The sequence below is a fragment of the Paraburkholderia sp. GW821-FHT02A12 genome, from assembly GCF_059422005.1.
The window spans coordinates 768,669-787,851 of sequence record NZ_JBWKWA010000001.1 but is presented as its reverse complement, the minus strand read 5'-3'; the positions used below and the strand labels follow the sequence as shown (position 1 = coordinate 787,851).

At 62.2% G+C, this 19,183-nt stretch carries 18 protein-coding genes; 2 read left to right on the top strand and 16 right to left on the bottom strand.

What is annotated here, in order from left to right; translation table 11 throughout:
• Positions 1–4: 4 nt before the first annotated feature.
• Both rfbB and AC07WT_RS03595 read right to left on the bottom strand, forming a co-directional pair.
• Positions 5–1,066, bottom strand: a complete 1,062-nt coding sequence (gene rfbB / locus AC07WT_RS03600; protein WP_494946073.1) for a dTDP-glucose 4,6-dehydratase — start codon at positions 1,064–1,066, stop codon at positions 5–7.
• Between the two features lie 475 nt (positions 1,067–1,541).
• Complete coding sequence (locus AC07WT_RS03595; protein WP_492592549.1) at positions 1,542–2,453, bottom strand: GDP-mannose 4,6-dehydratase; 912 nt, start codon at positions 2,451–2,453, stop codon at positions 1,542–1,544.
• Positions 2,454–2,664: 211 nt separating this feature from the next.
• Here AC07WT_RS03595 and AC07WT_RS03590 point away from each other — a divergent pair, with 211 nt between their 5' ends.
• Positions 2,665–3,546: a symmetrical bis(5'-nucleosyl)-tetraphosphatase gene (locus AC07WT_RS03590; protein WP_494946072.1), complete on the top strand. Its 882-nt coding sequence runs from the start codon at positions 2,665–2,667 to the stop codon at positions 3,544–3,546.
• On the opposite strand, the gene AC07WT_RS03585 is transcribed toward AC07WT_RS03590, so the two are convergent.
• From AC07WT_RS03585 to AC07WT_RS03550, 8 genes are all read right to left on the bottom strand, one after another.
• Positions 3,543–4,385, bottom strand: coding sequence for a lysophospholipid acyltransferase family protein (locus AC07WT_RS03585; RefSeq protein WP_494946071.1), 843 nt, complete (start codon positions 4,383–4,385; stop codon positions 3,543–3,545). The genes AC07WT_RS03590 and AC07WT_RS03585 overlap by 4 nt on opposite strands.
• 37 nt (positions 4,386–4,422) lie before the next feature.
• Positions 4,423–5,703 (bottom strand): dihydroorotase, encoded by a 1,281-nt coding sequence (locus tag AC07WT_RS03580; RefSeq protein ID WP_492592546.1) that lies wholly within the window; start codon positions 5,701–5,703, stop codon positions 4,423–4,425.
• A gap of 87 nt (positions 5,704–5,790) precedes the next feature.
• Positions 5,791–6,816 carry an aspartate carbamoyltransferase catalytic subunit gene (locus AC07WT_RS03575; protein WP_494946070.1) on the bottom strand — a complete coding sequence of 342 codons (1,026 nt, stop codon included), beginning with the start codon at positions 6,814–6,816 and terminating at the stop codon, positions 5,791–5,793.
• Between the two features lie 151 nt (positions 6,817–6,967).
• Positions 6,968–7,543 carry a bifunctional pyr operon transcriptional regulator/uracil phosphoribosyltransferase PyrR gene (gene pyrR, locus AC07WT_RS03570; RefSeq protein ID WP_494946069.1) on the bottom strand — a complete coding sequence of 192 codons (576 nt, stop codon included), beginning with the start codon at positions 7,541–7,543 and terminating at the stop codon, positions 6,968–6,970.
• A complete protein-coding gene (gene ruvX, locus AC07WT_RS03565; protein ID WP_494946068.1) occupies positions 7,530–7,970 on the bottom strand; it encodes a Holliday junction resolvase RuvX in 441 nt (146 codons plus the stop codon). The genes pyrR and ruvX overlap by 14 nt, the downstream gene beginning before the upstream one ends.
• A complete protein-coding gene (locus tag AC07WT_RS03560) occupies positions 7,967–8,545 on the bottom strand; it encodes a YqgE/AlgH family protein (protein WP_494946067.1) in 579 nt (192 codons plus the stop codon). The genes ruvX and AC07WT_RS03560 overlap by 4 nt, the downstream gene beginning before the upstream one ends.
• A gap of 255 nt (positions 8,546–8,800) precedes the next feature.
• Positions 8,801–10,210, bottom strand: a complete 1,410-nt coding sequence (locus AC07WT_RS03555; RefSeq protein WP_494946066.1) for a FimL-related protein — start codon at positions 10,208–10,210, stop codon at positions 8,801–8,803.
• 272 nt (positions 10,211–10,482) lie between these two features.
• Positions 10,483–10,653 carry a rubredoxin gene (locus AC07WT_RS03550; protein WP_006047743.1) on the bottom strand — a complete coding sequence of 57 codons (171 nt, stop codon included), beginning with the start codon at positions 10,651–10,653 and terminating at the stop codon, positions 10,483–10,485.
• Positions 10,654–10,956: 303 nt separating this feature from the next.
• Between AC07WT_RS03550 and AC07WT_RS03545 the strand changes: the two genes are divergently transcribed.
• Complete coding sequence (locus tag AC07WT_RS03545; protein ID WP_492592540.1) at positions 10,957–11,817, top strand: hydroxymethylpyrimidine/phosphomethylpyrimidine kinase; 861 nt, start codon at positions 10,957–10,959, stop codon at positions 11,815–11,817.
• A 268-nt stretch (positions 11,818–12,085) separates the two neighbouring features.
• On the opposite strand, the gene groL is transcribed toward AC07WT_RS03545, so the two are convergent.
• The 6 genes from groL to mmsA form a co-directional block, all read right to left on the bottom strand.
• Complete coding sequence (gene groL / locus AC07WT_RS03540; protein WP_494946065.1) at positions 12,086–13,726, bottom strand: chaperonin GroEL; 1,641 nt, start codon at positions 13,724–13,726, stop codon at positions 12,086–12,088.
• Between the two features lie 52 nt (positions 13,727–13,778).
• Complete coding sequence (gene groES / locus AC07WT_RS03535; RefSeq protein ID WP_007178996.1) at positions 13,779–14,069, bottom strand: co-chaperone GroES; 291 nt, start codon at positions 14,067–14,069, stop codon at positions 13,779–13,781.
• A 792-nt stretch (positions 14,070–14,861) separates the two neighbouring features.
• Positions 14,862–15,923 carry a maleylacetate reductase gene (locus AC07WT_RS03530; protein ID WP_494946064.1) on the bottom strand — a complete coding sequence of 354 codons (1,062 nt, stop codon included), beginning with the start codon at positions 15,921–15,923 and terminating at the stop codon, positions 14,862–14,864.
• A 23-nt stretch (positions 15,924–15,946) separates the two neighbouring features.
• Positions 15,947–16,243 carry a Dabb family protein gene (locus AC07WT_RS03525; RefSeq protein WP_154872768.1) on the bottom strand — a complete coding sequence of 99 codons (297 nt, stop codon included), beginning with the start codon at positions 16,241–16,243 and terminating at the stop codon, positions 15,947–15,949.
• Between the two features lie 152 nt (positions 16,244–16,395).
• The gene (mmsB, locus tag AC07WT_RS03520) at positions 16,396–17,619 is read right to left on the bottom strand and encodes a multiple monosaccharide ABC transporter permease (RefSeq protein WP_494946063.1); all 1,224 of its coding nucleotides are present in this window, start codon (positions 17,617–17,619) and stop codon (positions 16,396–16,398) included.
• Complete coding sequence (gene mmsA / locus AC07WT_RS03515; protein WP_494946062.1) at positions 17,606–19,135, bottom strand: multiple monosaccharide ABC transporter ATP-binding protein; 1,530 nt, start codon at positions 19,133–19,135, stop codon at positions 17,606–17,608. Before mmsA ends, mmsB begins: the two co-directional genes overlap by 14 nt.
• Positions 19,136–19,183 lie beyond the last annotated feature (48 nt).

Genomic DNA, 19,183 nt, shown 5'->3' with positions numbered 1-19,183 from the left:
GCCCTTACGCGCGCTGCGCGTAGTTGGTCTCGACCCACTTCCGGTACTCACCCGAAGCGACTTCGTCGGACCATGCCTGATTGTCCAGGTACCACTGAACCGTCTTCGCGAGGCCGGTTTCAAACGTTTCAGCCGGCTTCCAGCCGAGCTCGCGCTCGAGCTTGCGGGCGTCGATCGCATAGCGGCGGTCGTGGCCCGGACGATCCTTCACATAGGTGATCTGATCGCGGTACGAGGCGCCCGCCTTCGGCCGCAACTGATCGAGCAGATCGCACAGCGTGTGCACGACGTCGAGGTTCTTCTTCTCGTTCCAGCCGCCGATGTTGTACGTCTCGCCCGGCACGCCGCGCGCGAGCACTTCGCGGATCGCGCTGCAATGGTCGCCGACATACAGCCAGTCGCGCACGTTCTGACCGTCGCCGTACACCGGCAGCGCCTTGCCACCCAGCGCATTGGCGATCATCAGCGGAATCAGCTTCTCGGGGAACTGGTACGGACCGTAGTTGTTCGAGCAGTTGGTGGTGAGCACCGGCAGGCCATACGTGTGATGGTAGGCGCGCACCAGATGGTCGGAACCCGCCTTGGTGGCCGAATAGGGGCTATTCGGCGCGTACGGCGTGGTTTCGGAGAATTGCGGATCGGTAGCGGAGAGCGAACCGAACACCTCGTCGGTCGAGACGTGCAGGAAACGGAACGCGGCCTTGTCGGCTTCGCCGAGCGCATTCCAGTAGCTGCGGGTCGCTTCGAGCAGCGTGAAGGTGCCGACCACGTTGGTTTGCACGAAATCGGCCGGGCCGTGAATCGAGCGATCCACGTGGCTTTCCGCAGCAAAATGCAGCACGGCGCGCGGCTTGTGTTCGACGAAGAGCGCGTCGAGCGCAGCACGATCGCAGATATCGGCCCGCACGAAAACATGGCGGGGATTCGCCTGTTGCGACTTGAGCGTACCGAGATTGCCGGCGTAGGTCAGCTTGTCGACGTTCAGCACCGCTTCGTCCGACGCATTGAGCCAGTCGAGCACGAAATTGGCGCCGATAAAACCGGCGCCGCCCGTTACCAGGATCATGAAATTCCCTTCCAGATGTTCGTGGTGGATCGGACACAGCAGGCCCGAGCACACGCCCCAAATTGTGGTTTTCGATTCTTGTCAACGCCGTCGCCAATCCTCATACCGCAAGCGGACGCTCAGACGCCAATCTTATGAAGCCACGATTATAAAGCCGCCCCGGGTAAAAACCAGAACCCTAACAACTTGAAACAGCTTGACAAACCAAGTTTCTCTTGAGGTCGATTCGGGACAATTTGCCACCTGCGCTGCTGCCGGCAGCCCACGGACGCAGAAAGGCACGCGCCTGATCGACGCCTGGTTCGGACTGTTGGGGCACGATCGCGCGGCCAGGCGCCGCGCGCGATTGACAAGTAGATGCGTACGCGTCCGCGGTAACGAGCCGGCGCGCTGCGATGCAGGACGAATATCGGTGAAAGACGCTGAAAGGAGTTGAAAGGCGCCGATCAGGCACCTGACCAAGCCAGGCCCTCGACTAAGCCGCCAGCATCCAGCGCAGCGTATCCATGAAGGGAATAGCCTCGACTTCCGGCACCAGCGAGCGCAGCTTGGCCGGCGAACCAGCCAGCATTTTCACGTCGGTTTGACGCACGAACGCGGGATTGATCTGTATCTCGAGCTCGTGCCCGGTCAGGTCGCTCGCTGCCGAGAGAATCTCCCGCAGGGTATAAGGCGTGCCGGTACAGACATTGACCGTTTCGCCAGCGACCGCAGAATCGAGCAAGGCTTCATAAGCGCTCGCCACGTAGCGCACGTCCGAAAAATCACGCGCAACGTCGATATTGCCGAGCGAAATGGAAGGCTCGCGCCGCGCAAAATGCTCGACGATCTTCGGCACGAGGAAGTTCGATGCCTGCCCGCGACCGGTGTAGTTGAACGGCCGCACGATCAGAATCGGCAGCCGGTCGAACCAGGTGCGGACCATCGTTTCCATGGCCGCCTTGCTGGCGGCGTAGTGATTGACCGGCGTGACCGGAAAGGTTTCGTCGATGGCGTCGCTGGTGACGTTGCCGTAAACATTCGCGCTGCTCGCGATCAGCAGCTTGCGCGGCGTGTGGCCGACTGCTGCGCAGGCCTCCAGCAGATTCAGCGTGCCGATCACGTTGACGCGATAGAAGTCGAGCGGATCGTTATGGCCCACAAAGCTGATGGCCGCCAGATGCACGATGTAGTCGGGCCGCGCCGTTTCGATCACGCGCCGGCAGGCGTCGGGCGACGTGATGTCGAGCCTGAGCCGCGTCGGCGTTTCGGGCTCGTCGCGTCCTGCCACCGTTTCGATCACGGTGTGACCTTTGGCGAGCAGGTTATCAACCAGATAGCGGCCAGTGAAACCACTCGCCCCGGTGACGAGCGTGCGGATAGGGTGTTTCGCATGGGAAGACGACATGCTTTCTCCGTTCACGAGGGTCATCCTGTTGTGTTGCAGTATCGCGCGCGGCCTTGCCGGCGCCGCCGCCGCCCGGCTCCAGACGGCACGGGTCGCAATACCAGTGCTTCAAACGGGCTATTATGTCACGCTTATATGTTGCACCGCCCAACGCGGCACGTCTCGCGCGTATCAACGTGTAACAGCGCGTACCGTTTTGCACCGACTCCCGATGACAGCCTCCACCGCCCCCACCAACCGCTCCGAGCCGCACCCGTTTCCTCTCGCCTTCGGCGACCTGCAAGGCTGCCGCACGCCGTTCCAGCAACTGCTGGCCAAGGCCGCGCCGCCGGCCGGCACGCCGCTGTGGTTCGCCGGCGACCTGATCAACCGCGGCGCCGAATCGCTCGCCACGCTGCGCGACATCATCGCGCTCGGCGATCGCGCAGTGCCGGTGCTGGGCAATCACGATCTGCACCTGCTGTCGGTGTCGGCGGGGATTCGCAAGTCGAAAAAAGGCGACACGATCGACGATATTCTCGCCGCACCGGACGCCGAGGACCTGCTCGAATGGATCCGCCACCGGCCGCTCGCACACTTTGAAAACGGCATGCTGATGGTGCACGCGGGCGTGTTGCCGCAGTGGGACGCCGCCCTGACCCTGGAACTCGCCGACGAATTGCAGCGTGCGCTGCGCGCGCCGACCTGGAAGGAGACGCTCGCGGGCCTATACGGCAACGAGCCGAATTACTGGAAGCCGGGCCTCAAAGGCATCGACCGGCTGCGCGTGACGTGCATGGCATTGACGCGCATCCGCTTCTGCAATCTCGAAGGCACGATGGATTTCAGCACCAGCGGCGGCCTGAATTCCGCGCCGGCCGGCTATATGCCGTGGTTCGATGTGCCGTCGCGCAAGACCGCCGATATCACGGTGGTCTTCGGCCATTGGGCCGCGCTCGGCTTGACCTTGCGCGACAACCTGATCGGCCTGGACTCGGGCTGCGTATGGGGCGAGAAGCTCTCGGCCGTGCGTCTTGCCAGCAATCCGGCAGAACGCACGCTCACCCAGGTCGATTGCGCAAGCTGCCGCGTGCCGATGGACGGCGGCAATTAAGCCGAACGGCTGGACGGGTCGCACGGTTCGACCGGGTCGATCAGCGCCGGCGTGACGGCAGACGACGCGGCTTGCGCCGCGATCACCGCTGTGGAACCCGCCGTGCCCGCCTGCATCTCCCGCAATGCCGCGGCGATCACCCCTTCCGCTTCCGCCGCCAGCGTGCGCCGGTCGGCGCCCGGCGCGAGCGGCGCGCCGACATACACGTGCGCGGTCAGCGGCCCGCCGCGCAGCAGCATATTCAGCGAATCGGCCAGCGTGACGTCGTCGATATAGGCGGGCGCGGTCGACTGCCGACCCTGCGCGTCCTCGTACATGATGCACAGCGGCTGAACCGGCGCCGACGCCGACACGGCCGCCTGGAACATGTTCGCGTGAAACGGCAGCAGCGCGAGGCCATTGGACGTGGTGCCTTCCGGAAACACGCACATCAGTTCGCCCGCGCTCAGACGGTCAGCCAGTTCATGCATGATCCGCTTCGCGTCGCTGCGCTTTTCGCGCTGGATGAACACCGTGTCCAGTTGCTGCGCGAGCCAGCCGACCACCGGCCACTGACGGATCTCGGCCTTCGAGACGAACGGCGTGGGCCGCCACGCATTGATCACATAGATGTCGATCCACGAAATGTGATTGGCGACCACCAGCGCGCCGCGATCGAGCCGCGCACTGTCGTTATGCACGACGAGCCGCATGCCGCACAGCCGCAGCATTTTCAGCGACCATTCCCGATTGAGCGCATGACGGACTTCAGCGCCGGTTTTGGGAAAACGTGTCGCGACAATCCACATGCCGTGCAACAGATGCGCGATGAGACGGGCCTTGCGTAACGCGAGCTTCATAGTCTGAGCTTTCCGTAACTGGGCAATGGCGCGGATATTAGCGCTGTTCGAACGCGACGTGACCGGACACGATCGTCGCACGCACGCGCGCCGGCAGTTCGTAGCCGAGGAACGGCGTGTTGTGCCCCTGGCTCTTCAACGCGCGCGGCTCGACGCGCCAATGCGCGTGGCGGTCGAACACGCAGAGATCGGCGACGGCGCCCACGGCGATGCGTCCGGCGGCCTCCAGCTTCAGCACGCCGGCCGGCGCTGCGGTAATGCGGTTCAACGCCTTCGCCAGCGGCACACCCGCTTCGTCGGCCCATTTGACGGTCAGCGAAAGGAACAGCTCCAGCCCGGTCGCGCCCGGCGTGGCTTCGGCGAACGGCAGCAGCTTTTCGTCGTCGTCGACCGGGGTGTGGTCGGAGCAGATCGCGTCGATCGTGCCGTCCGCGAGGCCCGCGCGAATCGCTTCGCGATCGCGCTGCTGGCGCAGCGGCGGGTCGAGCCGGAACTGGGCGTCGAAGTAGCCGATGTCGACGTCGATCAGATGCACATGATTCACGGTGACGTCGCACGTCATCGGCAAACCTTCGGCCTTTGCCGCGCGCACCAGCGCAATGCCCGCCGCCGACGACACATGCGACAGATGCACGCGCGCCCCGGTCACGCGGACCAGTTCGAAAATCGTATGCAGCGCGATGGTTTCCGCCGACACCGGCACGCCCGACAAGCCGAGCCGCGACGCCAGCGCGCCGCTCGCGGCCACGCCACCCTTGCCCAGGTACGCATCCACGGGACGCAGCCACACGGTATAGCCGTAAGTCGCCGCGTACTGCAACGCGCGCATCAGCACCTGCGTGTCGACCACCGGCACGTCGGCCTGCGAAAAGCCGATGCAGCCCGCTTCGGTCAACTCGACCATCTCGGTGATGACCTGGCCCTTGAGGCCGACGGTCAATGCGCCGAGCGGATACACATGTGCCTGGTTCAGATTGCGCGCGCGGAACTTCAGCATCTCGACGAGGCCGGGTTCATCGAGCGTCGGGTCGGTGTCCGGCGGACACACGAGGCTCGTCACGCCGCCCGCGAGCGCCGCGGCCATTTCGGATTCGAGCGTCGCCTTGTGTTCGTAGCCCGGCTCGCGCAGGCGCGCGGACAGGTCGACAAGACCCGGCGCGATATGCAGGCCTTTGGCGTCGATCGTCTTCGCCGCGTTGAAATCGGCGGGCGCGTTGCCGATGGCGACGATCTTGCCCACTGCGATAAAAATGTCCTGCTGCTGTTCGGTGCCCGCTGCCGGATCGATCAGCGTGCCGCCTTGAATATGAATCTTCATGCGCTGCCTTATGTTCAGCTATGTTCAGCTAAGTTCTGCGTGATTTGTCGGGTGCTTGCCGCGTAGGCGTTGTGTGCCGTGGCGAGATCAATCGTGATTGCCCGCGACGATCCCCATCACCGCCATGCGCACCGCGATGCCGAACGTCACCTGATTGAGAATCACCGATTGCGGGCCGTCGGCCACCTGCGAATCGATTTCGACGCCGCGGTTCATCGGCCCCGGGTGCATCACGATCGCATCGGGCCTGGCGAGCGCGAGGCGCTCCGGCGTCAAACCCCAGCTCTTGAAGTACTCCTGCGCGGACGGCAGCAGCGCGCCGCTCATCCGCTCGTTCTGCAGTCGCAGCATGATGATCACGTCGACGTCCTTCAGGCCTTCGTCGAGGTTGTGGAACACGCTCACGCCCATCTGCTCGAGGCCGCCCGGCAGCAGCGTGCGCGGACCGATCGCGCGCACTTCCGGCACGCCGAGCGTGGTCAGCGCATGAATGTCCGAACGCGCGACCCGCGAATGCAGAATGTCGCCGACGATCGCCACGCGCAGGTTCGTGAAATCCTTTTTGTAGTGGCGGATCGTGTACATGTCGAGCAGACCCTGGGTGGGGTGTGCATGACGGCCGTCGCCGGCGTTGATCACGTGCACGTGCGGCGCGCAATGCTGCGCGATCAGATACGGCGCGCCGCTCGATGCATGGCGCACGACGAACATGTCGGCATGCATCGCCGACAGGTTGTTGATCGTGTCGAGCAGCGATTCGCCCTTGCTGGTCGAAGACGCGTTGATGTTCAGATTCAGCACGTCCGCGGACAGGCGCGTCGCGGCGATCTCGAAGGTGGTGCGGGTGCGCGTCGAGTTCTCGAAGAACAGGTTGAACACCGACTTGCCGCGCAACAGCGGCACCTTCTTCACCTCGCGATCGGTCACGCTGACGAACTGCTCGGCGGTGTCGAGAATGTGATTGACGATCGCCTTCGGCAAGCCTTCGATCGACAACAGATGTTTGAGCTCGCCGTTTTTCGTGAGCTGCGGATTGCCCTTCAGGAAGCCATAACGGAAGCGCTCGGTGGCGCTATCGGTTGAATCCTTGGGAGCCTGGGTGGCGGTGTTCATCGTGTACCTGCTTCAAATACGGGCTTCAACGTGATCGGTGTCGATGCTGACTGCGGGTGAGGGTTCCAGACCGGCAACGCGCGCGTACAACCTCGCGATGGCGGCCTCAAAACCGTGCTGCTGATGCTTTGCTCGATGCGTGGAGCCGCGTTCAATCGACGCGTGCTTCAGTGTGGAAAGTGAACCGCGTGAACCGCGCGCCTTCGTTCAGGTTGCCGCCGGCGCCGCCCTCTTCGCGAGCGAGAACGAGCGTCGCATCGGCCGGCACCTCCACCACGCCGCCGACGAAGCGCGCCGCCACCGGCAACTCGCGCCCGCCGCGATCGGCGAGCACGGCCAGTTCGACCGATGCCGGGCGGCCATAGTCGTACAGTTCGTTCACCGCCGCGCGAATTGTGCGGCCGGTGTACAGGACATCGTCGACCAGCACGATGCGGCTCTTGTCCACCGGGAACGGCAGCGAGGTCGGGCTCGCCTGCGAGTGCAGGCCTTTTTTCGCGTAGTCGTCGCGATGCAGCGCGACGTTCACCACGCCGAAGCTCGGCAGGTGCAGGTCGCGCGCGAGGCGCTCGGCGAGCCATGCGCCGCCGCTGTGGATACCGGCCAGCACGGCGCCGTCCGCACCGCCGGGTTGGCCGCCGGGTTTGCCGCCGAGTTTGTCACCGTAAACCGCGAGAATCTGTTCGAGCAATGCGCGATAGAGCGCTTCGGCGTCAATGGAACTCATGATCGTCGGAAAGTCCGTCTAGATATTGCTGGAGGATGATGCTGGCGGCTTCGGCGTCGAGCATGTCGGCGCGGCCTTTGCCGGCGCGGATTCCCGCCTTCGCCTCGACCGACGAATAGCGCTCGTCGATCCAGCTCACCGGCAGATTGAAGCGGCCGTTCAGCTGGTTGCCGAAGCGCTTCGCGAGTTGGGTCATTTCGTGTGGCGTGCCGTCCGGGTGCATCGGCAGGCCGACGATCAGCGCGTCCGGCTTCCACTCGGCGATCAGCTTGCCGACTTCCTCGAAACGGTATTCGCGGCTGCGGTTCTGCACGATCACGAGCGGCCGCGCGCTGCGTGTGAGCGAATTGCCGACCGCCACGCCGATCCGTTTTTCACCATAGTCGAACGCAAGCAGCGTCGCCTCACGTCCGGCCGGCAGACTCATGCGTGACCTGCTTCGCCCGACAGCATCGACAGCGAAATGCCGAGCAGCGCGAGCGCCGCTTCGAAACGTTCTTCAGCAGGCACGTCGAAGACGATTTTCGGGTCGGCTTCGACCGTGAGCCAGCCGTTCTTCGAAATTTCTTCTTCGAGCTGGCCCGCGCCCCAGCCGGCGTGGCCGAGCGTAAGCAGGAAACGTTCCGGGCCGGTGCCGCTCGCGACGGCTTCGAGCACGTCTTTCGAGGTAGTCATTTCCAGCCCGCCGGGCACCGACATCGACGACGTGTACGCATTGCCGTCTTTCGGATCGTGCAGCACGAAGCCGCGCTCGGTTTGCACCGGGCCGCCGAAATACACGGGCACATGCAGAAGGGGTTCGATCTCGAGCTTGAGATCGATGCGACTGAAGAGCGCTTCAAGATCGATATCGGTCGGCCGGTTGATCACGAGGCCGAGCGCGCCGCGCTCACTGTGATCGCAAAGGTAGACCACCGTTCCTGAAAACGTAGGATCCGCCATGTTCGGCATGGCGATCAGGAACTGGTTGGTCAGATTGATGCGATCGGTACTCTTGGACATAGTTCGGATTTTAGCAAAGACGATGCAGGATGGCAGGCTTTGAGCGTGGGACCGCGAGATGTGCCAGGAGCCATCAACGGCGCTTCAAGTTGAACTCTATCACGCACTCAGACCCTCGCCACGGTGTGTGATCGAGGTGTTTTGCGACACGCATGCGGCGTGTCACCCGTTCTTCGGGCTGCTCCGGGTTCCCGCGTGCTACTTGCCGCGCGCCGGCTGGTGCGTGCCGGCGCGCACGCGCCATGCCGATACGGTTCAGGCCCCGCCTTGTTCGATCGAGCGCGTCAAGGCGGCCAGCGCCGCGGCGCTGCCTGGCGGCACCACACCTGCGGCCACCTTGTGCAGCATCGCGCGCAAGGCTTCGGCGGTCTGCTCGAGCGTGCGCGCCGCCGGCGCGTCGACGATCACATGCGAACGCACCGCGGGCGTCGACACACCGGCGTGCGCGCGCCGGCGCCACGCGAGCCCCAGCGCATCGGCCACCAGCGCCACGTGGCCGAGGCCCAGCGCGCAGGCGGCGGCGCCGAGCCGGTAGGCGGCGTCGCCGGCTTGCAGCGCTTCGCTCGCATCGGCTTTCTCGGGCTGATCGGCAGCGCGCGCGTGCTCGGTCAATGCGGAGATCGAGGCATCCGCGGTTTGCAGAAAATCTTCGTAGGCGTGCGCGTTGACGGTCAGCACGCCCAGTTCGCGCGTCAGCGTGGCGCGCGCGGCGGTGAACGCCTGGGCCTGCGCGGCGCCCGCTTCCCAAAGCATTTCCGATGCCTGGGTGCCGGCGACGTGCCAATCGACCGTCAGGCCGTAGTCGTGCAGCACTTCGACCTGGTCGGCATCCTCCGCCGCGGCGCCGAATAACGCGTAGTCGCGCCATAACAGCGCCAGCGCCGCGCGCACCAGCGAGCGCGGCGCGCGCTGGATGCCGCGCGCGTGATCGGCCAGCGCCAGGTTGCAGCGGGCGTAGAAACGCCGTGCTTCGGTTTCGCCGGTGGCGCGGCCGCTGACGCGCAACGCCTTGGCGCAGGCTCTCGCGAGCCGCCAGAAATCGTAGGGATCAGGGCCGGCGAGTTCGGTGAGGCAGGCTTCCAGTTCGTCGAGCGCGGCGTTCGTGGCGGCGAGAGCCGCGCCGCTGCTGTCCGGCTGCGAGCGCAACACCGGCAGCAGCGCGCGCTCGTAGCGCGCCCGCAAGTGCGCAAGTTGATCGGCGGATTGGGCGTGCAGCGACACCGGCGGCACCGGGCGCGCAGCCAGCGCGAGGTCTTCGAACGCAACCGTGGAACCGGGCGCGTGCTGCGACAGATGCGTGCTGAGCGCGCGATAGTGCGCAAACAGAGTTGGCGAACAGGACAGTTCGCGCAGATTGTGACGCTCGAGGGCCGCGCGGAAATCATTCAGCGCCGCGCCGAATACAGGCCGCGCGCTGTCGGCGTCCGCCGGATTGCCCGATGCCAGCGGCGACACCAGCACCAGGGCGTCGGCAAAACGCTGCGCGGCGAGCCAGCCGGCTTCACGCAAGGCGTGCGACGCGCGCAGCAACGCCGCGGTGCTCTCGCTGTGCTGTTCGAACGCCAGCAGCGCTTCTGCCAGCGCGAGCTCGGCGGGACGGACGGCGCCGCCGCGAGGATTCGGCAATGCGTCGAAGGAATCGGGTGCAGCGGATCGAAGAGTCATGGGCAGGCGACACGAAGCTGACGGGCCGTTGCACAGCGCCGCGCGCCTGCTGATCGGCTAACGCGTGAACTGGCAACAGAACAATGACAGACTACCGCTGCAACACAGCGCAAGCGGGACGTTCCGCGTCGACATATGCGGCGGCACGGCTTGGGCACACACGGCTTGCACACATTGAATGCATTCGTTCCGGCTGAATGCATTCGTTCCGGCCGACGCTGCCGCATGTGCGGCATTGCTTCCGCCGGCAACCGCCGACGGCCCGCCGGATCTCAGATCTGGACCATCTCGAAGTCTTCTTTGCGCGCCCCGCATTCCGGACACGTCCAGTTGATCGGCACGTCCTCCCAGCGCGTGCCCGGCGCAATGCCTTCGTCCGGCAACCCGGCTTCTTCGTCGTAAATCCAGCCGCAAATCAGGCACATCCAGCTTTGATATTCCATTCTTGTGTCGCGTCGTAGAGTCCGTTGAAACGGGAGCCATGATGGTACCGTGTTGCCGCCCCAATGCCTAGCAATCGGAAACGCGCCCAATCGCGGCGTGCAGCGGCTTTGGCTATGCCGGCTGGGTCGGCTTGCGCGGCGGTTGCGGCGCCTTGCCGCTGCTTGTGCGCAGCCTGGTGTGCTGCCTGCATGAACCCGCCGGGCCGAGGATGCGAAAAAACGCCCCCGCGACGGTTTAGGCCGCATAATTGAGCCGATTGCGCACCGGCTGCGCTTAAATAACGGTCCTTTTAGTCAATTTTCATGCCCAGCGACACGCCTCCGATCGTCCTCACCTTCGGCCTTTCCGATCCCACCGGCGGCTCCGGCCTGCAAGCCGACCTGATGACACTTGCCAGCATGGGGTGTCATGGCGTCAGCGTGCTCACGGGCTATACGGTGCGCGACTCGGCCAGTTGCGACGAAGTCACCGGGCTCGATCCGGAAGTCGTCGCGACCCAGGCGCGGATGCTGCTCGAAGACATGCCGATCGCCGCGTTCAAGGTTGGCGCGTGCACGCGCGCGGAAGTGGTGAGCGCGATCGCCGAGGTGGTCGCCGATTACGACGACGTTCCACTGATTCTCGCGCCCGACTTCACGCTCGACGACGAACATGTGCTCGCCGCCGACGAACTGCGCGAAGCGATCGCCGATCTGCTCGCGCCGCAAACCACGCTGCTGGTCGCCGACCATGCCACCCTGCTCGCGCTCGCCCAGCCGGATGGCGACGCCGAGGCGCCGAGCCTCGATGCAGCGATCTCGCACCTGCTGTCGCAAGGCTGCGAATACATTCTGTCGACGGAAACCGGCACGCACCGGCTCGTCAATACGCTGTACAGCGAAGACGGCCAATTGCGTCAGGACATGTGGGACCGCGGCACCCATCGCATCATGGGTTTGACCGATACGCTGGGCGCGGCGATTGCCGCGTTGCTGGCCAACGGCCAAGACCCGGCCGAAGCGGTTCGCGAAGCGCAGGAGTATCTGTATCAAGCGGTGCGTAGCGCTTTCCGTCCGGGGATGGGCGCGTATCTGCCGGATCGGTTCTTCTGGGCGCGCAGCAGCGACGACGACACGCCGCCGACGGCCGGCAAGGACGCTACGCCCGGCGAAGCACGGCATTGATTAGCCTGCGCGGTCCAACTTTCCTGCTCGCGCTTCGCTTCGACCGTAACGGCGCGGGATTAGCCACGCCCGGCAACGCCACCCAGGCGCGCTGACGAACGAGGGCATAAAAAAACCCGCATTTCTGAACTGCACCCCAAATCGTTGGACGAATGTCCAACTTTGCGGGGTCAGTTCATTTCTGCGGGTTTTTTCTTTTGGGAAGCACGCCTCGCGGCGCGCTTCCCCATGTGCTTCCAACTGAGCCTCGAACGAGGCCCAACTGAAATTACATGTCCATGCCCATGCCGCCCATGCCGCCGGGCATGCCGCCAGGCATCGCTGCATCTTCCTTCGGCAGTTCGCAAACAGCTGCGTCGGTCGTCAGCAGGAGACCTGCCACCGATGCCGCGTTTTGCAGCGCCGTGCGCGTCACCTTCGTCGGGTCCACGACACCTGCGTCAACCAGGTCGACGTACTCGCCGGTTGCTGCGTTGTAGCCGTAGTTGCCTTGGCCAGCAGCAACTGCTGCCACCACGACGCTGGCTTCTTCGCCGCCGTTCGTGACGATCTGGCGCAGCGGCTCTTCCATTGCGCGCAGCACGATCTTGATACCTGCGTCCTGATCGGCGTTAGCGCCCTTCAGGCCGGCGATCGCCGTACGTGCACGGATCAGCGCGACGCCGCCGCCAGCAACGATGCCTTCTTCCACAGCTGCGCGCGTTGCGTGCAGTGCGTCTTCGACACGTGCCTTCTTTTCCTTCATTTCGACTTCGGTCGCAGCACCGACCTTGATCACTGCAACGCCGCCTGCCAGCTTGGCAACGCGCTCTTGCAGCTTTTCACGGTCGTAGTCCGACGTAGCTTCTTCGATTTGCGTGCGAACCTGCTTCACACGTGCTTCGATGTTTGCAGCTTCGCCAGCGCCGTCGATGATCGTGGTGTTTTCCTTGCCCACTTCGATACGCTTCGCTTGACCCAGTTCAGCCAGCGTTGCCTTTTCGAGCGTCAGGCCGGTTTCTTCAGCGATGACCTGGCCGCCGGTCAGGATCGCGATGTCTTCCAGCATGGCCTTGCGGCGATCGCCGAAGCCCGGAGCCTTCACAGCAACCGTCTTCAGGATGCCGCGGATGTTGTTCACGACCAGCGTAGCCAGCGCTTCGCCTTCGACGTCTTCTGCGATGATCAGCAGCGGACGGCCAGCCTTGGCGACTTGTTCCAGTACCGGCAGCAGATCACGGATGTTCGAAACCTTCTTGTCGTGCAGCAGCACGAACGGGTTTTCGAGCACAGCAACTTGCTTGTCCGGGTTGTTGATGAAGTACGGCGACAGGTAGCCGCGGTCGAATTGCATACCTTCGACAACGTCCAGCTCGTCTTGCAACGACTTGCCGTCTTCAACCGTGATGACGCCTTCCTTGCCGACCTTGTCCATCGCTTCAGCGATACGGTCGCCGATCGACGAATCGCTGTTCGCCGAGATCGCGCCGACTTGAGCGATTTCCTTGTTGGTCGTGCACGGCTTGCTGATCTTGCGCAGTTCTTCGATCGCGGCAGCCACTGCCTTGTCGATGCCGCGCTTCAGGTCCATCGGGTTCATGCCCGATGCGACGTACTTCATGCCTTCGCGGACGATCGACTGAGCCAGAACCGTTGCGGTCGTGGTGCCGTCGCCTGCGTTGTCGCTGGTCTTGGAAGCGACTTCCTTGACCATTTGCGCGCCCATGTTCTGGAGCTTGTCTTTCAGTTCGATCTCTTTCGCGACCGAAACACCATCCTTGGTGACCGTCGGGCCGCCGAAGCTGCGTTCCAGCACCACGTTGCGGCCCTTCGGACCCAGCGTGACCTTCACAGCGTTCGCGAGGATGTTCACGCCTTCAACCATCTTGGCACGGGCGGAATCACCGAATACGACGTCTTTAGCTGCCATCTTCTAACTCCTTGAATTCTTGGGATATAACCTGGGAAGTAGCGACCTGCGCTTACTTCTGCACCACGGCCATGATGTCTTCTTCGCGCATGACCAGCAGTTCGTTGCCGTCGACCTTGACGGTCTGGCCTGCGTACTTGCCGAACAGGACGCGGTCACCAACCTTCACGTCGAGTGCGATTTGTGCACCCTTGTCGTCACGCTTGCCCGGGCCGACTGCCAGGATTTCGCCTTGATCCGGCTTTTCCGCTGCGGCTTCGGGGATCACGATGCCCGACGCAGTCTTGGTTTCTTGATCCAGACGTTTGACGATCACGCGATCATGCAAAGGACGAAGGTTCATACATACTCCTCTCTTGATTGAGACTGAAGAACGCTGAGAAAACCCGGTTGGCTGAGCCAACCGGCGATGTTGTTAGCACTCTCGTGCAGCGAGTGCTAATTATATGGACGGGTGGTGACAAATTCAAGAAGTGATATGGGGCGGGTGTCGAGATTCGCTTAATTTTGAACTTTGTTCGCTTGAGTCTGAACCTTGCACCGCAGCAAAATCCTGACGAATTGCAGTAACTTCCTTTTAAAACAGGGCTCTACCCGTACGTTCTTGCCGCCGTCAAACTGGACATCGCTCACTCGCGAACAGGCTGATCGACGACCAAATTCCTCGAATTTTCTTTGCAATCGTCCACCCAGGGAAATCCCGTAATCCACTGGCAGCCGAGAATATTTCGCGCCAACTTCGACACGATGGCCGTGCGGTTGGTGGAAGAGACGAGAGCGCTGTTGCTATGCTGGCGAAGGCGACGGCGCGCGAGCCAACTGGTCGGAACATTCTCAGCGGGCATCCCACGCAAGCCGCTATTGAGAACGAAGTCGGGAACTGAGAGATGGCCATTTGGGACTACAGCGATGTTTCTTGGGACCTCGGACGGGCGGTATCGCGGTGCGCCACATGTCTGTTTTGCCGATCCCCATTGCAAAGACTGCCTCCGGAATACCGCGAGTGTGAGGAGAGCAATCTCGAAGTCGAGGTAACGCCTGCAGTCTGTCACTTATGTGGCTGGTGGACTCTCACTGTCATATATGTGTAGCTTCAAAACTAATCAATGCATTTGCGTATGCCCCGAGCCGCTTCTCAAGGACGAGGCCGACTTCCCTCCCAGGCGCGCTGGATCAATGCTCTGAGTGGCGCTTGCTCCACCGGACGCGGATTCCAGTACGGATTCGACATCGCGACCTCGCACGCACGATCAAGGTCACTCTCACGCAGTCCGATCTCACGCAGACCACGAGGTACACCGAGTTCCTGGCTCAGGTCATACAGGCCGTCTGCGGCAGACTCCGCATCGAGTGCACGCGCAATTCGTGTCATTGCCTCCGCTGCGACGATGCTGTTGTAGGCGAGCGCATGTGGAAGAACAATCGCATGTGTCTCCGCGTGCGGAAGGTTGAACGTCCCGCCAAGTGTGTGGCAGAGCTTGTGATGGAGCGCCATGCCGACATTGCCGAGAACCATCCCACAAAGCCACGCGCCATAGAGACAATCACTGCGCGCCGTCTTGTCCGTGCTGCTCTTCTTCACGCCACGCAGACCATTGGCGAGTGCGCGGATTCCCTCTTCAGCCATCAGCGACATGACCGGGTTTCCATCCTTTGAATACAACCCCTCGGCAGCATGTGCAATTGCATTCAGGCCGCTCACGAACGAGAGATGAACCGGCAAACCGACCGACAGCTCCGGGTCGTAAAGAACCGTTTTCGGCAGAACCCTTTGGTCACGGCCCGTCTGCTTGAGTCCATTCTCAGTTATGCCGTAGATCGGGGTCATTTCCGAACCCGCGTAGGTCGTCGGAATGGCGATAATCGGCAGGGACGATTCGAGCGCGATGGCCTTGCCGAGACCGATCGTCGAGCCTCCGCCAATGGCCACCGCACAATCCGCGTCAACCGCCTTCGCGTACTCGCGCGCCCGCCGGGCGTTCTCGATAGGAACATGCATCTGCGCCCCGTCGAAGACTCCCGCACTCGATGGACCGAGAAGGGACGAAACGACCTCGGCCTGCGCTCTCTGCTCCGGGGTGCACAGAACCAGCGCCCTGCGAGCGCCCAGCGTCTCAACTTCCTGCTGGATGAGCTTCATGCTGCCGGCGCCGAACACCACCCGCGAGGCAGGCGTCGTGTAGGTAAATTCGTACATAAGTTTCCCTTTCGTTCACCGACTCAAACGTAATCGACCTGGTGTCGCGCGATACGGCTGTCCCCAATGACCTGCTTGACGCGCAGATGCTCGGGATGTGACGCGTATGCATCCAGCGACTGCGGATCTTCAAACTCGGTGTAGAGCACGACGTCACAGGCGTAATCGACACCGCTCACGTCCATGCCGACTTCGAGCTTCGTTAGTCCGGGGATTTTTCCGATCAGACTTTCGAAGGCGCTTTTCACCAGTTGAGCCGTTTGCTTCTTTTGCTCGGGCGTCTCACCGCGAACATTCCACATAACGATGTGCTTAATCATGTCGATTCCGTGTTTACTAGTGATGCCCGCACGATCCATCCGGTTAGGCATCCGTATATGTAGCCGCTTCGCCCCGGATTGCCGGGCACTCTGCCATTGAAATTGACTGCGTCTCGGCCACACCATCTGGCTGCGCGTCCGGAATCCGATGCTCAAACCTTGTTCTTGTTGTACACATCAACAAAGACAGCCGCGAGCAACACCACCCCCTTGATCACCTGCTGGTAGTCAACGCCGATACCCATAATGGACATCCCGTTGTTCATCACACCCATGATGAAGGCACCCACTACCGCGCCGACCACCCTCCCGACACCGCCAGAAGCGGACGCACCGCCAATGAAGCATGCAGCGATCACATCCAGTTCAAAGCCCGTTCCTGCTTTCGGTGTGCCGCTGTTCAGGCGGGCCGCGAAAATGAGGCCGGCCAATGCGGCCAGAACACCCATATTCACGAAGGTGAGGAAACTGATCGTCGGAACACTGACGCCTGACAGTCTGGCTGCCTTCGCATTGCCGCCCACCGCGTAAACACGACGGCCAACGGTGGTGCGATTCATGACGAACGTATAGACGCCAATCAGTACTCCCATGATGACGAGAACCGTCGGCAGGCCGCGATAGGAGGCAAGGATGTAGCAGAAGAAGACGATCAGGGCCGTCAGGATGACGTTCTTCGCGATGAACATCGAGAACGACCCGCTATCCATACCGTATCTGGTTGCGCTCGCGCGGTGTCGAAGTTCGATCACGAAAAACAATGCGCCCACGAGAATTCCAAGCAGGATGGATGTGATGTGAAGGCTCTGCCCATGAAAGACGTCCGGAATGAAGCCGGAACTGACCGTAGCGAAAGCGTCCGGGAACGGTCCAATGGACTGGCCCTGCAGCACGAGGTTCGTCAGCCCGCGAAATACCAGCATGCCGGCCAGCGTGACGATAAACGACGGCATCCGCCAGAACGCAATCCAGTAACCCTGGACGGCTCCGATCAGCGCGCCGGTGACTATACAGATGACGGTGGCCAGCACGTAGTTGACATTGAACTGCACCATCAGCACCGCTGCGAGCGCGCCCACGAGCCCCGCGGTCGAACCGACCGAGAGATCGATGTGGCCCGCAACGATCACCATCAGCATGCCGAGGGCCATGATGACGATGTAGCTGTTCTGAAGTACCAGATTCGTCAGATTGAGCGGCTGCATCAACACCCCGCTCGTCGACACCTGGAAGAATGCCATGATGACGATGAGCGAAATCAGCAGCCCGTACTCACTGGCGCCGCGCTTGAGCGCCCGAACGATTTCGCTATTTTTGACTCCGGCGTCCTGCGGCGCCGCCGGCGAGAGTGCCTTACGCATTTTAGATGCCTCCATTTCGCATGATTGCCCGCATGATCTTCTCCTGCGAGACCTCTTCCGCGGTGAACTCGCCGACGAAGCGGCCTTCGTTCATGACATAAACGCGATCGCACATGCCAAGAAGCTCCGGCATTTCCGAAGAAATCATGACGACGCACTTACCCGCTTCAACCGCCTGATTGATGATGCTATAAATCTCGTACTTCGCTCCCACATCAATGCCGCGTGTGGGCTCGTCCAGAATGAGTACTTCGGGTTCCGAAAACAGCCACTTGCTCAGCACGACTTTCTGCTGATTGCCGCCAGACAGATTGGCGACCACATGTGTTACTCCCTGGGCGCGGATACGGAGCTTCTTCAGGAAATCCGCCGCGACCGATATTTCTTCGTGTTCGTTGATCACCCCGAGTTTCGACACGCCTGCGAGGTTCGCCAATGTGATGTTCCGCTGAATGTTGTCGTCAAGGACCAAGCCGTTTCCTTTACGGTCTTCGGTCACATACGCGAGACCCGCCTTGATGGCCTTCTGTACCGACGACACGTCTACCGGCTTTCCGTGCATGAGCACGGTCCCGGAAATGTCCTGACCGTACGTTCCGCCAAAGACACTCATGGCAAACTCGGTCCGCCCGGAGCCCATAAGACCGGCGATACCGACGATCTCGCCCTTTCGCGCCTTGAGATTGACGCCCTTGATGACGGCGCGCTCCCGCTGGGTCGGATGCTGTGCGCGCCAGTCCCTGACTTCGAAAATCACGTCGTCGATATTCGGAACACGCTTCGGATAACGGTCGGACATCTCACGGCCGACCATCGCCTTGATGATGCGGTCTTCGCTCACACTTTCGGCCTTGCAGTCGAGCGCATCGACAGTCGAGCCATCGCGGATGACCGTGATGCCATCGGCAACCCGTGAAATCTCGTTGAGCTTGTGCGAAATGATGATGGACGTCACGCCTCGCGCCTTCAGCTCCAGCAGGAGGTTGAGCAGCGTGTCGCTGTCCTTTTCGTTGAGGCTTGCCGTAGGCTCGTCCAGGATCAACAGACGGACCTCTTTCGACAATGCCTTGGCGATTTCTACAAGCTGCTGCTTGCCGATGCCGAGCGTGCCTACGGGGGTATCGGGGGAGTCAGTCAGACCGACCTTCGCCAGCAGTTCCTTCGCCTTGGACCGGGAGCCCTGCCAGTCGATAACGCCCCGCCTCGACTGCTCATTCCCCAGAAAGATGTTCTCGGTAATCGAGAGCATGGGCACGAGTGCGAGTTCCTGATGGATGATGATGATCCCCACCTCCTCGCTGTCGGAAATATCGGAGAACGCACGATCTTCACCGTCGTAGACCACATTGCCCGCGTAAGAGCCGTGTGGATAGACGCCGCTCAGGATCTTCATCAGCGTCGACTTACCCGCGCCGTTCTCGCCGCATATGGCGTGAATCTCGCCTTTGCGGACTTTAAGATTGACGTTATTCAGGGCTTTGACCGCGCCAAAGCTCTTCTGAATTTCGCTCATCTCCAGAATGGTTTCCATCGTCGTATTCCTCGGGTCGGTCACGTGCAATACGTGTCTGTGTGGTGC

Excerpts from the sequence above, each read along its gene's own strand:
- rfbB (WP_494946073.1), bottom strand. The coding sequence starts at position 1,066 with ATGATCCTGGTAACGGGCGGCGCCGGTTTTATCGGCGCCAATTTCGTG.
- AC07WT_RS03595 (WP_492592549.1), bottom strand. The coding sequence starts at position 2,453 with ATGTCGTCTTCCCATGCGAAACACCCTATCCGCACGCTCGTCACCGGG.
- AC07WT_RS03590 (WP_494946072.1), top strand. The coding sequence starts at position 2,665 with ATGACAGCCTCCACCGCCCCCACCAACCGCTCCGAGCCGCACCCGTTT.
- AC07WT_RS03585 (WP_494946071.1), bottom strand. The coding sequence starts at position 4,385 with ATGAAGCTCGCGTTACGCAAGGCCCGTCTCATCGCGCATCTGTTGCAC.
- AC07WT_RS03580 (WP_492592546.1), bottom strand. The coding sequence starts at position 5,703 with ATGAAGATTCATATTCAAGGCGGCACGCTGATCGATCCGGCAGCGGGC.
- AC07WT_RS03575 (WP_494946070.1), bottom strand. The coding sequence starts at position 6,816 with ATGAACACCGCCACCCAGGCTCCCAAGGATTCAACCGATAGCGCCACC.
- pyrR (WP_494946069.1), bottom strand. The coding sequence starts at position 7,543 with ATGAGTTCCATTGACGCCGAAGCGCTCTATCGCGCATTGCTCGAACAG.
- ruvX (WP_494946068.1), bottom strand. The coding sequence starts at position 7,970 with ATGAGTCTGCCGGCCGGACGTGAGGCGACGCTGCTTGCGTTCGACTAT.
- AC07WT_RS03560 (WP_494946067.1), bottom strand. The coding sequence starts at position 8,545 with ATGTCCAAGAGTACCGATCGCATCAATCTGACCAACCAGTTCCTGATC.
- AC07WT_RS03555 (WP_494946066.1), bottom strand. The coding sequence starts at position 10,210 with ATGACTCTTCGATCCGCTGCACCCGATTCCTTCGACGCATTGCCGAAT.
- AC07WT_RS03550 (WP_006047743.1), bottom strand. The coding sequence starts at position 10,653 with ATGGAATATCAAAGCTGGATGTGCCTGATTTGCGGCTGGATTTACGAC.
- AC07WT_RS03545 (WP_492592540.1), top strand. The coding sequence starts at position 10,957 with ATGCCCAGCGACACGCCTCCGATCGTCCTCACCTTCGGCCTTTCCGAT.
- groL (WP_494946065.1), bottom strand. The coding sequence starts at position 13,726 with ATGGCAGCTAAAGACGTCGTATTCGGTGATTCCGCCCGTGCCAAGATG.
- groES (WP_007178996.1), bottom strand. The coding sequence starts at position 14,069 with ATGAACCTTCGTCCTTTGCATGATCGCGTGATCGTCAAACGTCTGGAT.
- AC07WT_RS03530 (WP_494946064.1), bottom strand. The coding sequence starts at position 15,923 with ATGTACGAATTTACCTACACGACGCCTGCCTCGCGGGTGGTGTTCGGC.
- AC07WT_RS03525 (WP_154872768.1), bottom strand. The coding sequence starts at position 16,243 with ATGATTAAGCACATCGTTATGTGGAATGTTCGCGGTGAGACGCCCGAG.
- mmsB (WP_494946063.1), bottom strand. The coding sequence starts at position 17,619 with ATGGAGGCATCTAAAATGCGTAAGGCACTCTCGCCGGCGGCGCCGCAG.
- mmsA (WP_494946062.1), bottom strand. The coding sequence starts at position 19,135 with ATGGAAACCATTCTGGAGATGAGCGAAATTCAGAAGAGCTTTGGCGCG.